Annotated in this window: 12 protein-coding genes and 2 pseudogenes; 4 read left to right on the plus strand and 10 right to left on the minus strand. The window is 73.2% G+C overall.

Going from position 1 to position 13,305, the window contains the following annotated elements:
* On the minus strand, positions 1-1,038 hold the full coding sequence (locus ABD981_RS31570; protein WP_046911416.1) for a phosphotransferase family protein: 1,038 nt from the start codon (positions 1,036-1,038) through the stop codon (positions 1-3).
* A gap of 151 nt (positions 1,039-1,189) precedes the next feature.
* Here ABD981_RS31570 and ABD981_RS31575 point away from each other — a divergent pair, with 151 nt between their 5' ends.
* Positions 1,190-2,455: an enolase C-terminal domain-like protein gene (locus ABD981_RS31575; RefSeq protein WP_046911417.1), complete on the plus strand. Its 1,266-nt coding sequence runs from the start codon at positions 1,190-1,192 to the stop codon at positions 2,453-2,455.
* 16 nt (positions 2,456-2,471) lie between these two features.
* Here ABD981_RS31575 and ABD981_RS31580 read toward each other — a convergent pair whose 3' ends face one another.
* The 7 genes and pseudogenes from ABD981_RS31580 to ABD981_RS31610 all read right to left on the minus strand — a co-directional run.
* Positions 2,472-3,383, minus strand: coding sequence for an MBL fold metallo-hydrolase (locus ABD981_RS31580; RefSeq protein WP_046911418.1), 912 nt, complete (start codon positions 3,381-3,383; stop codon positions 2,472-2,474).
* Positions 3,384-3,480: 97 nt separating this feature from the next.
* Positions 3,481-3,777, minus strand: a complete 297-nt coding sequence (locus tag ABD981_RS31585) for a hypothetical protein (protein WP_046911419.1) — start codon at positions 3,775-3,777, stop codon at positions 3,481-3,483.
* 104 nt (positions 3,778-3,881) lie between these two features.
* Entirely contained in the window at positions 3,882-4,214 is a 333-nt protein-coding gene (locus ABD981_RS31590; protein ID WP_046911420.1) for a DUF202 domain-containing protein, read from the minus strand.
* On the minus strand, positions 4,211-4,606 hold the full coding sequence (locus ABD981_RS31595; RefSeq protein ID WP_046911421.1) for a YidH family protein: 396 nt from the start codon (positions 4,604-4,606) through the stop codon (positions 4,211-4,213). Before ABD981_RS31595 ends, ABD981_RS31590 begins: the two co-directional genes overlap by 4 nt.
* Before the next feature lie 163 nt (positions 4,607-4,769).
* Positions 4,770-5,285, minus strand: a complete 516-nt coding sequence (locus tag ABD981_RS31600) for an NUDIX hydrolase (protein ID WP_046911422.1) — start codon at positions 5,283-5,285, stop codon at positions 4,770-4,772.
* Positions 5,286-5,327: 42 nt separating this feature from the next.
* Positions 5,328-6,119 (minus strand): glucose 1-dehydrogenase, encoded by a 792-nt coding sequence (locus ABD981_RS31605; RefSeq protein ID WP_046911434.1) that lies wholly within the window; start codon positions 6,117-6,119, stop codon positions 5,328-5,330.
* A gap of 21 nt (positions 6,120-6,140) precedes the next feature.
* A pseudogene (locus ABD981_RS31610) lies at positions 6,141-6,779 on the minus strand (TetR/AcrR family transcriptional regulator); the annotation flags it as partial.
* 116 nt (positions 6,780-6,895) lie between these two features.
* Between ABD981_RS31610 and ABD981_RS31615 the strand changes: the two are divergent.
* Complete coding sequence (locus tag ABD981_RS31615; protein ID WP_046911423.1) at positions 6,896-8,557, plus strand: FAD-binding dehydrogenase; 1,662 nt, start codon at positions 6,896-6,898, stop codon at positions 8,555-8,557.
* A gap of 130 nt (positions 8,558-8,687) precedes the next feature.
* On the opposite strand, the gene ABD981_RS31620 is transcribed toward ABD981_RS31615, so the two are convergent.
* Positions 8,688-10,085, minus strand: coding sequence for a GntP family permease (locus ABD981_RS31620; RefSeq protein ID WP_046911424.1), 1,398 nt, complete (start codon positions 10,083-10,085; stop codon positions 8,688-8,690).
* Positions 10,086-10,195: 110 nt separating this feature from the next.
* Positions 10,196-10,732: a gluconokinase gene (locus ABD981_RS31625; protein WP_046911425.1), complete on the minus strand. Its 537-nt coding sequence runs from the start codon at positions 10,730-10,732 to the stop codon at positions 10,196-10,198.
* Between the two features lie 147 nt (positions 10,733-10,879).
* Here ABD981_RS31625 and ABD981_RS31630 point away from each other — a divergent pair, with 147 nt between their 5' ends.
* Together ABD981_RS31630 and ABD981_RS31635 are read left to right on the plus strand one after the other, a co-directional pair.
* Positions 10,880-11,581 (plus strand): FadR/GntR family transcriptional regulator, encoded by a 702-nt coding sequence (locus tag ABD981_RS31630; RefSeq protein ID WP_046911426.1) that lies wholly within the window; start codon positions 10,880-10,882, stop codon positions 11,579-11,581.
* 193 nt (positions 11,582-11,774) lie between these two features.
* Positions 11,775-13,242, plus strand: a pseudogene (locus ABD981_RS31635) (amino acid permease).
* The last annotated feature ends 63 nt before the right edge of the window (positions 13,243-13,305 follow it).

The following is a 13,305-nucleotide window of genomic DNA, read 5'->3' on the forward strand; positions in this document are numbered from 1 at the left end:
TCAGCCTTCCTGGAGGGTGGTGAGGCCGTGCTCGATGAAGACGGGGACGAGCTCGCCGATGCGGTCGAAGCCGGCTCCGACGGTCTGCCCGAGGGTGTAGCGGTAGTGGATGCCCTCCAGGATCACGGCCAGCTTGAACCAGGCGAAGGCGGTGTACCAGGAGACGGCGCCGGTGTCCCGGCCGGAGCGGGCGGCGTAGCGCTCGATCAGCTCGCCGGGCGTGGGGTGGCCGGCGGCCGAGGCGGTGGTGGAGACGGGGGAGTCCGGCAGCTCCAGCGGCGCGCTGTACATGACGAGCAGCCCGAGGTCGGTGAGCGGGTCGCCGAGGGTCGACATCTCCCAGTCGAGGACCGCCTTGATGCGGTCGTCCTCGCCGACGAGGACGTTGTCGAGCCGGTAGTCGCCGTGCACGACGGCCGGCGCGGGCGAGGCCGGCAGACCGCGGCCGAGCGCGGCGTGCAGCTCGTCGATCCCCGGCAGGTCCCGGCCCCGGGAGGCGGCGAGCTGCTTGCCCCAGCGGCGCAGCTGCCGGTCGAGGAAGCCCTCGGGGCGCCCGAAGTCGTCGAGCCCGACGGCGGCGGGGTCCACGGCGTGCAGGTCGACGAGGGTGTCGACGAGCCCGAGTACGGCCTCGCGGGTGCGGGCGGGCCCGAGCGGGGCGAGCTCGGCGGCCGAGCGGTACGGGGTGCCGGGCACGAACTCCATGACGTAGAACGGCGCCCCGAGCACCGACTCGTCCTCGCAGAGCGCGACGGTCTCCGGCACGGGCACGGCGGTGCCGCGCAGGGCGCTGATGACCCGGTGCTCGCGCCTCATGTCGTGCGCGGTGGCGAGGACGTGGCCGAGCGGCGGGCGGCGCACGACCCAGCGGCCGGTGCCGTCGGTCACGCCGTAGGTGAGGTTCGACCGGCCGCCCTCGATCAGCCGGGCGGTGAGCGGGCCGGCGACGAGGCCGGGCCGCTCGCGGTCGAGGAAGCCGCGCAGCCGCTCGGGGTCGAGGCCGGGGGGCGGGGAACCGGGCGGCGGGGTGGAGCTCATGGGGGCGTACCTCCGGGATCGGCGTCGGCGTTCATGATGACCGACCAGTCGGTATGTCGTCCAGGGGGACGGCGGGGGCGGGCGGCGGGGTCGGGAGGAGAGTCCTGCACGCCTCTGGTCGTGCGTACCTGAATCTGAATAGGGTTCACATATGGATTCAGCGCTGCGCATCGAGGACGTCCGGCTGACCCCGATCCTGATCAAGGACCCGCCCCTCCTCAACACCCAGGGCGTCCACCAGCCCCTTACCCCCCGCCTGGTGGTGGAGGTGGAGACCCGGGGCGGGATCACCGGCCTCGGCGAGACCTACGGCGACACCGCCTACCTCGCCCTGGCGCGCCCGCTGGCCGCGGCGCTGCCCGGCCGGTCGGTCACGGACGTGAACGGCCTGTTCCGGCTGGCGGCGGACGTGTGCGGCGCGGCGCCCGCCGGAGTCGTGGACGGGCGGGTCGACGCGGGCGGGCTGCGCGGCGTCCGGACCGCCGAGAAGCTGCGCCTCTCGGTCGTCTCCGCCTTCGAGACCGCCTGCCTGGACGCCCTCGGCCGGAGCCTCGGCGTCCCGGTCCACGCGCTGCTCGGCGGGCGGGTCCGCGAGGAGGTCGAGTACAGCGCCTACCTCTTCTTCAAATGGGCCGCCCACCCGGGCGCGGCCCCCGACGCCTGGGGCGAGGCCCTCGACCCGGCCGGCGTCGTCGAGCAGGCCCGCCGCTTCGAGGCGGCCCACGGCTTCGGCTCGTTCAAGCTCAAGGGCGGCGTCCTGGCGCCGGAGCGCGAGGCCGCGGCGATCCGCGCCCTGGCCGGGGAGTTCCCCGGCCGGCCGCTGCGCCTCGACCCCAACGGGGCCTGGTCCGTGGCGACCGCCCTCGCCGTCGCCGCCGAACTCGGCGACCTCCTCGAATACCTGGAGGACCCGGTCACCGGCACCCCGGCGATGGCCGAGGTCGCCGCCCGCACGGACGTGCCGCTGGCCACCAACATGTGCGTGACCACCTTCGCGGAGGCGCCCGAGGCCTTCGCGCGCGGGGCGGTGCGGATCGTGCTCTGCGACCACCACTACTGGGGCGGGCTGCACCGCACGCGCGAACTCGCCGCGCTCTGCCGCACGTACGGCGTCGGGCTCTCCATGCACTCCAACACGCACCTGGGCATCAGCCTCGCCGCCATGACCCAGGTCGCCGCGACCCTGCCGCAGCTCGCCCACGCCTGCGACACCCACTACCCGTGGCAGACCGACGACGTCGTCACCGTCCCGCCCCGCTTCCGGGCCGGACGCCTCGCCGTCTCCGACGCGCCCGGCCTCGGCGTCGACCTCGACCGCGACCGGCTGGCGGACCTCCACCGCCGGTGGCTCGACGACGACGGGACGCTGCGGGACCGCGACGACGCGGCGGCCCTGCGCAGGGCACGGCCGGAGTGAGCGCCCGCGAGGCCCGTCAGGCGTGGCAGGCCACCGGCACCCCGCCGTTCATCGCCGCCATGTCCCCGAAGACCGCCACCGGGTCCAGCGGGTGACCGTCCGGCAGGCCGTCCAGTTCGGCGTACGCCCGGTGCAGGTTCGCCACCAGCCGCTCGCTCTCCCGCCACGCGGCGAACTCGCCGAGCTCCGCGGCCCGGGCCGTCTCCAGCGGCGGATCCCCCTTCGCGTGGCCCTCGCGCGCCAGCTCCCGCACCCAGAGCAGGTAGCGCTCGGTCGCGTCGTACGCCGAGGGGTCGGTGACCCGGCCGTGCCCGGGCACCACCGTCGGCGCGTCGAGCGAGCGCAGCAGCGCGAGCGCGCGCAGCGAACCGGCGAGCGAGCCCATCGGCAGGAAGGGCGTGCCGCCGTGGAAGACCAGGTCGCCGGTGAAGACGACGCCCTGATCGGGGAGATGGACGATCGAGTCGCCGGTGGTGTGCGCCGGACCGGGGTGGATCACCCGCACCTCGACCTCGCCGACGTACAGCGTGAGGGAGTCCCGGTACGTGAGGTGCGGCGGCCGGATCTCGATCCGGCCGAAGTCGGTCTGCGGCCACAGCAGGTGGAGCTGGTGCCCGGCGGCGAGCTGTTCGGCCCGGCAGTTCTCGTGGCCGACGATCCGCGCCCCGGGCAGGAACACCCCGTTGCCATAGGTGTGGTCGCCGTGGTGGTGCGTGGAGACGATCGTGCGCGGCGCCGGAAGCCCCGCCTCGCGGACCGCGTCGCGCAGCAGCAGGGCCCGCCGCTCGGTGGCGGCCGTGTCGACGAGCAGCGTCTCGTCCCCGTCGCCGAGGAACCCGGCGTTGTTCAGGCACCAGCCCCCGTCGGGCTGGACGAAGGCGTGGACGTGCGGCGCGAGCGTGACCACGTACGGATCGGTGGCAGGCACAGGAGTTCCCCCGGATGAGAGCCCGACTGGACAGGGGAAGGGTGCCAGGCGCGCGGGGTCCGGGGGAAACCGGGGCCGAGATCGGCGGACGGGAACGTCAGTGGTCGTCCCAGTGGTTGCCGTGCTCGGCGTGCCGGTGCCCGTCGTGGGCGTAGTCGACGTGGTCGCCGTGCGGGACGGCGGTGTGTCCGCAGTCCGGTCCGTGGGTGTGGTCCGGGTGGGTGTGCGCCACGTGCGCGGAGGACTCGCACTCGTCCCAGTGTCCGGCGTGCTCGCGGTGCAGGTGCCCGTCGTGCGCGTAGTCCACGTGGTCCCGGTGGGGGACGGCGGTGTGCCCGCAGGCCGGGCCGTGGCTGTGCGCGTGGGTGGCGTGCTCGTGGTGGGTGACGGTCATGACTCCGCCTCTGCGAGGGGTCGGCTGACCACCTCAGGCTAGTCCGGAATGCCCGTTTCTTCAGATCCGCGCACTCCGCCCGCCGCGGGGGCGTACGCCGCGCCTCACAGCACGATCGCCACCGCGAAACCGGCGAACGCGACCGTGCACAGCGCCGCGAGCCAGGCGCTCCGCAGCGACAGCGGGCGCGGCCGCGCCGCGCCCAGCGACTGGATCCGGCGGTGCGCCACCGCGAGGAAGCCGATCCACACCAGCGCCGAGAGCCCCGCCGCGAGCAGCCCGGTCGCCGTCACCCCGTCGTGGATCGCCTGCTTGCCCGCGAGCACCGCGACCACGGTGCAGGACAGCGTGGTGCGCCGCCAGGCCAGCCGCGTGCGCTCGGGCTGGAGCCCCGGGTCCCGGAGGGCCGGCCCGCCCCCGTCGCCCGCCCGGGTCACCGCCCGGCCCAGCCGAAGACGACGACCACCACCATCGCGACGGCGACCACCGCCACCGCCAGGCTGAGCACGGCCGGGAAGCGGGAGACCGGCAGGTCCTCGCCGCGCCGCATGGCCCGCTCGCAGCGCACCCAGTGGTTCACCGCGCGCAGCGCGCACAGCACGCCCGCCGCGAGCAGCGCGAGCGCGAGCCCGACCCGGACGCCCCAGCGCAGGTCCGGCAGGAACTGGTCCACGGCGAAGCCGCCGCCGATCAGTGCGAGCGCGGTCCGGATCCAGGCGAGGAAGGTCCGCTCGTTCGCCAGGGAGAAGCGGTAGTCGGGGGTCTCGCCCTCCTCCCGGAGGCGCCGCGGCGCGAACCACAGCCGCAGGCTCTGTATGAAGTCGCTCACGCGGGCACCCTATCCGTCTGATGATCACACCGCCCGGCGGGCGAAGGCGCCCGCGACGCCCGCACCGGCTCAGATCGCCCACGGCGCCCGCGGCCGCTGAGGGCGGCCCGCACCGCTCAGCGCGCCCGCGACGCCCGCACCGGCTCAGCGTGCCCGCAGCCGCTCAGGGTGCCCGCAGCGTCCGCAGTCGCTCGTACGCGGCGAGGCCGTCCGGCACCCACTCCCACTCGGCGAGCCGCGCCGCCAGCTCCTCCTCCGGGAGGAAGGCGTGCCAGGCCACCTCCTCCGCCTGCGGGCGCACCGGCAGCTCGCAGCGCACCTCGTACACGGCCGACCACCACTTCCCGGCCATGCCCCCGGAGTCGTACAGGAAGCGGAACAGCGGCGTGGGCCGGGGCAGCCCGGACACCCCCAGCTCCTCCTCGGCCTCCCGCAGGGCGGCGTCGTCGTAGGACTCGCCCGCGCCCACCACCCCGCCGACGAACATGTCGTACAGCGAGGGGAAGACCAGCTTCGTCGGGGTCCTGCGGTGGACGAAGACCCGTCCCTCGGCATCCCGCACCCGGATGAAGGTGCAGCGGTGGATCAGGCCCCGCGCGTACACCTCGCCGCGCGGGGCCCGCCCGATCACCCGGTCGTTCTCGTCGACGACGTCGAGTACCTCATCGGCAGCGCTCATGGGCCCATGAAATCACCGCCGTCGGAGCCCGCCGCCCCGCGGTCACTGACCCATGACGTACTTCACCGTCGGACCGGTCGTCCAGCCGCCGTCCACCGCCAGCTCCGCGCCGGTCACGTACGAGGCGGCGTCCGAGAGCAGGAAGACGACCGCGCCCGCGATCTCGGGGGCCTCGCCGACCCGGCCCATCGGGGTGTTGGGGTAGTTGCCCTCGCCCTTCTCGATGCCGACCGAGGCGGTCATCGGGGTGTACGTCATGCCCGGGTGGACCGAGTTGACGCGGATCCGCGAGGTGCCGAGCTCCACGGCGCCGATCTTGGTCAGCCCGCGCACGCCCCACTTGGAGGCGCCGTACCCGGCGGTCAGCGCGAGGCCCATCAGGCCGGCGGCCGAGGAGATGTTGACGATCGAGCCGCCGCCCGCCGCCCTCATCGCGGGGATCGCGGCCTTCATGCCGATGAAGACGCCGGTCAGATTGATGTCGAGGACCTTGCGGAAGTGCTCGACCGACTCGGTCTCCAGGAAGGCGCCGGTCGATATGCCGGCGTTGTTCACCAGGCCGTGCAGCCCGCCGAACTCCTCGACGGCGTACGCGACGGCCGCGGCCCACTCCTCCTCCGAGGTCACGTCGTGGTGGAGGAACCGGGCCCGCTCGCCGAGCTCGGCGGCGGTCGCCTTGCCCTCCTCGTCGAGCACGTCGGTGATCACGACGTTCGCACCGGCGGCCACGGCCTGCCGGGCGGCCTCGGCGCCGAGGCCGCGGGCGCCGCCGGTGACGAGGACGGTCCGGCCGGTCAGGTCGTGCGGGTGGTGCGCGGTCGTCAGCTCGCTCATGTGAGGTCCTTTCGGGGCCCTAGGGGGGTGGGCGCCGCTCCGGGGCCGTGCGGCCAGGAGGAGCGCCGTGGTGGTCTCGACCAGATCGGCGAGGAAGAGCGCCTCTCCGGTGAGCGGTTCGGTGCCGTCGAGGTACTGCCGGGCCCGGTCGGCCATCGCCGCGCCCACGACGGTGAGCGCCAGGTCGAGGCGCTCCAGGCGCAGCGGCTCGGGCAGGCCGGCGGCGGCCAGGCAGGACTCCAGGCGCTCGATCAGGCGCCAGTAGCCGGTGCCGGCGAGCGTGGGGTGGGGCGTGCGGGTGCGGACCCCGCTCTCGTGGCTGAGCTGCGCGGAGATCCGCAGGCAGCGCCGGCCCCGGTCGGTGCGCAGTTCGCTCGACTCGGCGGCGACCAGCGCGGCGACGAGCGCGTGCGGCTCGTCGGGGGCGGCGGCGAGGAGCGGGTCGAGCACCTGCTCGGTCCGCAGCTGGCGGCCGGCCATCACGGAGTCGAGCAGCCCGGCGCGGGAGCCGAAGTGGTACTGGACGGCGGACGGATTGCCCTGCCCGGCGCGCGCCACGATGTCCCGCAGCTGCGCGCCGTCCACGCCCTGGGCGGCGAAGACCTCCTCCGCCGCACGGATCAGTTTCTCCCTGGTCTCGGGCCCTGACGTCCTTGCCATGGGTCCATATTAATGCTCGACATTAGAAAGCGGGAGGGGCAGTCGTCCGGCGAAAGTCGCGGGCAAAGTGCCTCGAACCGTTGACTCGATACATCGGTGTATCCAAGATGCGGTCCATGCCCCACGCCTACGACGCCGACGTCATCGTCATCGGAGCCGGCCTCGCCGGACTCGTCGCCACCGCCGAGCTGGTCGACGCCGGCCGGTCCGTGATCCTGCTCGACCAGGAACCCGAGCAGTCGATCGGCGGCCAGGCCCACTGGTCCTTCGGCGGCCTCTTCCTCGTCGACTCGCCCGAGCAGCGCCGGATGCGGATCCGCGACAGCCACGCCCTCGCCCTCCAGGACTGGCTCGGCACGGCCGGCTTCGACCGCCCCGAGGACGCATGGCCGCGCCGCTGGGCCGAGGCGTACGTCGACTTCGCGGCCGGTGAGAAGCGCGCCTGGCTGCACGCCCTCGGCGTGCGCTTCTTCCCCGTGGTCGGCTGGGCCGAGCGCGGCGGCTACGACGCCAACGGCCACGGCAACTCCGTCCCGCGCTTCCACATCACCTGGGGCACCGGGCCGGGCCTCGTCGCCCCCTTCGAGGCCCGGGTCCGCGAGGGCGTGGCCCGCGGCCTGGTCCGCTTCCGCTTCCGCCACCGGGTGACCGGCCTCTCCCGCACCGCGGGCGCCGTCGACACCGTCACCGGTGAGGTCCTGGCCCCGTCCGACGCCCCGCGCGGCACCGCCAGCGGCCGCGAGGCCACCGGCTCCTTCACCCTGCGCGCCCAGGCCGTGATCGTCACCTCCGGCGGCATCGGCGGCAACCACGACCTCGTCCGCGCGCAGTGGCCCGAACGGCTCGGCACCCCGCCCGCCAAGCTGCTGTCCGGCGTCCCGGCCCACGTCGACGGCCTGATGCTCGGCATCGCGGAGAAGGCCGGCGCACACCACGTCAACCGCGACCGGATGTGGCACTACACCGAGGGCATCGAGAACTGGGACCCGATCTGGGCCCGGCACGGCATCCGCATTCTGCCCGGCCCGTCCTCGCTCTGGCTCGACGCGACCGGCAGGCGGCTGCCGGTCCCGCTCTTCCCCGGCTTCGACACCCTCGGCACCCTCGAACACATCATGCGGACCGGCCACGACCACACCTGGTTCGTGCTCGACCAGAGGATCATCGGCAAGGAGTTCGCCCTCTCCGGCTCCGAGCAGAACCCCGACCTCACCGGCAAGTCGGTCCGCGACGTCATCGGCCGCGCCCGCGCCGACGTGCCCGGCCCCGTGAAGGCCTTCATGGACAAGGGCGCCGACTTCGTCGTCGAGCGCGACCTCGCCGCCCTGGTCCGCGGCATGAACCGGATCACCGGCAAGGACCTGATCGACGAGGACGGCCTGCGCCGCGAGATCACCGCCCGCGACCGCGAGATCGCCAACCCCTTCACCAAGGACCTCCAGGTCACGGCGATCCGGGGCGCCCGCCGCTACCTGGGCGACCGGCTGATCCGCACGGCCGCCCCGCACCGCCTGCTCGACCCGAAGGCCGGCCCGCTGATCGCCGTACGCCTGAACATCCTCACCCGCAAGTCCCTCGGCGGCCTGCAGACCGACCTCTCCTCCCGCGTCCTGACCGACACCGGCGAGCCGCTCCCCGGCCTGTACGCGGCGGGCGAGGCGGCCGGCTTCGGCGGCGGCGGGGTGCACGGCTACCGCTCCCTCGAAGGCACCTTCCTCGGCGGCTGCCTCTTCTCCGGCCGTGCGGCGGGCCGGGCGGCGGCGGAGGCGGTGGGCTGACGGAACGCCGGGACGGTCCGTCGGCGGACCGGGCCCACGGCAAAGCCCCGGAGTGCGGGTCTCCGCACACCGGGGCCTCGTCACGGGGACCGCGCCACAGGGGCCGCAGCGGCCACATCGGCCACGTCGGCTACATCAGCAGCGACAGCAGCAGCACGCACACGATCCCGACCACCGAGATGATCGTCTCCATCACCGACCAGGTCCTGACCGTCTGGCCGACGCTCATCCCGAAGTACTCCTTCACCAGCCAGAAACCCGCGTCGTTGACGTGGCTGAAGAAGAGCGAACCGGCGCCGATCGCGAGGACGAGGAGGGAGACCTCGCCCGTCGACATGCCCTCGGCGAGCGGGGCCACCAGGCCGGCCGCCGAGATCGTCGCCACCGTGGCCGAGCCGGTCGCCAGCCGGATCGCGACCGCGATCAGCCAGGCGAGCAGCAGGGCGGGGATCGACCAGTTCTCGGAGAAGTCCAGGATCATCTGGCCGACGCCGATGTCGATGAGGGTCTGCTTGAAGCCGCCGCCGGCGCCGACGATGAGCAGCACGCCCGCGATGGGGGCGAGTGACTTCTCGACGGTGGAGGAGAGGCGCTCCTTGGTGAAGCCGGCCGCCCGGCCCAGGGTGAACATGCCCACTATGACGGCGGCGAGCAGGGCGATCAGCGGGGAGCCGATGACGTCGGTGACCTTCTGCACGCCGTTGGCCGGGTCGTCGACGACGATGTCGACGAGCGCCTTCACCAGCATGAGGACGACGGGCAGCAGCACGGTGGCCACGGTGGCACCGAAGCCGGGACGCTTCTCCAGGTCCTCGGAGGGGCGGACCGGGATCATCTTCTCCGGCGCCGGGATGTCCACCCAACGGGCGGCGTAGCGGGAGAAGACCGGACCGGCGATGATCACGGTCGGGATCGCGACGACCAGGCCGAGGGCGAGGGTGACGCCCAGGTTGGCGCCGACCGCGTCGATCGCGACGAGCGGGCCGGGGTGCGGCGGGATGAGGCCGTGCATGACGGAGAGGCCGGCGAGGGCCGGGATGCCGATCCGCATCAGCGAGTAGTTGCCGCGCTTGGCGACCAGCAGCACCACCGGGATCAGCAGCACGATGCCGACCTCGAAGAAGAGGGGCAGTCCGATCACGGAGGCGATGAGCACCATCGCCCAGGGCATGGCCTTCTTGCCGGTCTTCGCCAGGATCGTGTCGACGATCTGGTCGGCGCCGCCGGAGTCGGCCAGCAGCTTGCCGAGGATCGCGCCGAGGGCGATGAGCACGCCCACGCCGGCCACGGTGCTGCCGAGCCCGGTGGTGAAGGACTTGATGGTGTCCGCGAGCGGGGCGCCCGCGAACGCGCCCAGCGCCAGCGACCCGATGGTCAGGGCGAGGAACGCGTGCACTTTGAACTTGGTGATGAGCAGGACGATGACGGCGATGCCGGCGAGGACGGCGATGCCGAGCTGGGCGTTGCCTGCCGAGGTGATCGGTTCGGCGGCGTCCGCTGCCAGGATCTCGACGCTGAGACTGGTCACGGTGGGTCCTTGGAAGGGGAGGGTAGGGGAGAGGGGGACGGGGGGCCTTGAAGGGCTACGGGGCTACGGGGCTGCGCGGGCGCGCGGGCCCGGGCGGCTGCGGGACGGGGTCAGGCCGCCAGTCGGCGCAGCGCGGCGACGGCCCGGGTGGCGATGTCCTCGGGGGTGCCGGAGACGTCGACGGCGACGCCCGCCTCGTCCTCCCGCAGCGGCTGCAGGGTGGCGAACTGCGAGTCGAGGAGCGCGGTCGGCATGAAGTGGCCCTTGCGCGCGGCCATCCGCTGCTCGATGAGCTCCCGGTCGCCGGTCAGATGGAGGAAGACCACGCCGGGGGCGGCGGCACGCAGCCGGTCCCGGTAGATCCGCTTCAGCGCGGAGCTGCTCACCACACCGCCGAGCCCGGCCCGCCCGTGCGCCCAGCGCCCGATGGCGTCGAGCCAGGGCTCCCGGTCCGTGTCGTCCAGGGGGATCCCGGCCGACATCTTGGCCACGTTGGCCGCCGGGTGGAAGTCGTCGCCCTCCGCGTACGGCAGGCCGAGCGCCTCGGCCACCAGGGGCCCGATCGTGGTCTTGCCGGTTCCGGCGACGCCCATCACGACGACGACCTGCGGAGGGCCGGCCGGGACGGGCTGGGGGGTGGAGCTCATGGGGGGTGCCTCGCTGTCTTCTTCGACATCGATCCGTCGCGCTCATGAAACCCGTTGGGTACGACGTATTCAAGAGGCTGTGACAAATAAGTCGTACTTATTCTTCCCGGCGTGATCACCTGTGTGATCCGACATAGGCTGGCCACCATGACGACCACGGCCCAGGGGCTCCACCCGCACGTCCTCAACGCCCTGGGCCTCGCGATCACCGCCGGCGAGTACCCGCCCGGTGCCGTGCTGCGCAGCGACGAGCTCGCCGAGCGCTTCGAGGTCTCCCGGACCGTCGTGCGCGAGGTCGTGCGCGTCCTGGAGTCCATGCACCTGGTCGAGTCCCGGCGCCGGGTCGGCGTGATCGTGCTGCCCACCGAGCGGTGGAACGTGTACGACCCCCAGGTCATCCGCTGGCGCCTGGCCGGCGCCGACCGCCCCCGCCAGCTCCGCTCGCTCACCGTGCTGCGCTCCGCGGTCGAACCGGTCGCCGCCGGACTCGCCGCCCTGCACGCCACCCCCGAGCAGTGCCGCGAGCTCACCGAGCAGGCCCTCGGCATGGTCGCCACCTCGCGCGGGCGCCGGCTGGAGGAGTACCTGGTGCACGACATCGCCTTCCACCGGGTCGTCCTCAACGCCTCCGGCAACGAGATGTTCGCCCGGCTCGGGGACGTGGTCGCCGAGGTCCTCAGCGGCCGCACCCGCCACCAGGTGATGTTCGAGGACCCCGACCCGGCCGCCGTCACCCTCCACGTCCAGGTCGCCGAGGCCGTACGCGAGCGGGACGCCGCCCGCGCCGAGGCGCTGACCCGGGAGATCGCCGTCGGCGCGCTCAAGGAGCTGGACGTCCTGGCGCCCTGAGGCGGCCCCTCGCGCCCCCGGGCCGGGCGCTCTCCAACCTCTGAACTAGCTCAAATCCGGGCGTTCAGTGACATCCGCCACAGTCAGGGCCGCGCATTGCCGTGAGGATGTGCGCGGGCCGTGCCGGGGTGAACCCCCGGGAGGCACGGCCGGGTACCGCACGACCCACCCCCTCACGAAGGCGAACAACTCCATGAGCGACCGCGTCACCGCGGCCGAGCCGCAGACCGCCGCCCCGGCGGCCGCAGGCTCCACGGCGTCCCCCCCACATCGACGCCGGCGACGCCGGATACCGCAAGGACCTCAAGTCCCGGCACATCAACATGATCGCCATCGGCGGCGCCATCGGCACGGGCCTCTTCCTCGGCGCCGGCGGCCGGATGGCCAACGCCGGACCCTCGCTCTTCATCGCGTACGCGGTCTGCGGCGTCTTCGCCTTCTTCGTCGTCCGGGCCCTCGGCGAGCTCGTGCTCTACCGCCCCTCCTCCGGCGCCTTCGTCTCCTACGCGCGGGAGTTCATGGGCGAGAAGGGCGCCTACACGGCCGGCTGGCTCTACTTCCTCAACTGGTCGACCACCGCCGTCGCCGACATCACCGCCGCGGCCACCTACGCCCACTTCTGGGCGATGTTCAGCGACGTCCCGCAGTGGATCCTCGCCCTGATCGCCCTCGCGGTCGTCCTCGCCGCCAACCTCATCTCGGTGAAGTACTTCGGCGAGATGGAGTTCTGGTTCGCGATCATCAAGGTGGCCGCCCTGGTCGCCTTCATGCTCGTCGGCATCTTCCTCGTCGTCACCCAGCACGAGGTCGGCGGCCACACCCCGGGCCTCGCCAACATCACCGACAACGGCGGCATCTTCCCCAACGGCGTGATGCCGATGCTGCTGCTCATCCAGGGCGTCGTCTTCGCCTACGCCTCCGTCGAACTGTGCGGCGTCGCCGCCGGCGAGACCGAGAACCCCGAGAAGATCATGCCGAAGGCGATCAACTCGATCATGTGGCGGGTGGGCCTCTTCTACGTCGGCTCCGTCGTCCTGCTCGCGCTGATCCTCCCGTACACCGCCTACACCGGCGACCAGAGCCCCTTCGTCACCGTCTTCGACAAGCTGGGCATCCCCGGCGCCGCCGGCGTGATGAACCTGGTGGTCCTCACCGCCGCCCTCTCCAGCCTCAACTCGGGCCTCTACTCCACCGGCCGCATCCTGCGCTCCATGTCGCTGGCCGGCTCCGCGCCCAAGTTCACCGGCGTCATGAACAAGGGCGGCGTGCCCTACGGCGGCATCCTGCTCACCGCGGGCTTCGGCGTCCTCGGCGTCGCCCTCAACTACGTGATGCCCGGCGAGGCCTTCGAGCTGGTCCTCAACTTCGCCTCGATCGGCATCGTCGGCACCTGGGCGATGATCATGGTCTGCTCGCTGCTGTTCTGGCGCGCCGCCCGCCAGGGCAGGGTCGCCCGCCCCGGCTACAACCTGCCCTGGGCCCCGTACACCCAGATCGTGACCCTCGCCTTCCTGGCCTCCGTCCTCGTCCTCATGTGGATGGACGGCGGCGTCGGCCGCACCACCGTCGCCTGCCTGCCGCTCATCGCGGCCGCGCTGGTCGGCGGCTGGTTCCTGGTCCGCGGCCGGGTCCGCGCCACCGAGGGCCGCAACCGGGACTGAGACCCCCCACGGGAGGAGGCCCCCGCGCGCACACCGCGCGCGGGGGCCTCGTACGCCGTCACC

The sequence above is a fragment of the Streptomyces showdoensis genome, assembly GCF_039535475.1.
GTDB classification, from domain to species: domain Bacteria; phylum Actinomycetota; class Actinomycetes; order Streptomycetales; family Streptomycetaceae; genus Streptomyces; species Streptomyces showdoensis.

Bases quoted from the DNA above. Each gene is read 5' to 3' on its own strand.
- ABD981_RS31570 (WP_046911416.1), bottom strand. From the start codon at position 1,038: ATGAGCTCCACCCCGCCGCCCGGTTCCCCGCCCCCCGGCCTCGACCCC.
- ABD981_RS31575 (WP_046911417.1), top strand. From the start codon at position 1,190: ATGGATTCAGCGCTGCGCATCGAGGACGTCCGGCTGACCCCGATCCTG.
- ABD981_RS31585 (WP_046911419.1), bottom strand. From the start codon at position 3,777: ATGACCGTCACCCACCACGAGCACGCCACCCACGCGCACAGCCACGGC.
- ABD981_RS31600 (WP_046911422.1), bottom strand. From the start codon at position 5,285: ATGAGCGCTGCCGATGAGGTACTCGACGTCGTCGACGAGAACGACCGG.
- ABD981_RS31605 (WP_046911434.1), bottom strand. From the start codon at position 6,119: ATGAGCGAGCTGACGACCGCGCACCACCCGCACGACCTGACCGGCCGG.
- ABD981_RS31615 (WP_046911423.1), top strand. From the start codon at position 6,896: ATGCCCCACGCCTACGACGCCGACGTCATCGTCATCGGAGCCGGCCTC.
- ABD981_RS31625 (WP_046911425.1), bottom strand. From the start codon at position 10,732: ATGAGCTCCACCCCCCAGCCCGTCCCGGCCGGCCCTCCGCAGGTCGTC.
- ABD981_RS31630 (WP_046911426.1), top strand. From the start codon at position 10,880: ATGACGACCACGGCCCAGGGGCTCCACCCGCACGTCCTCAACGCCCTG.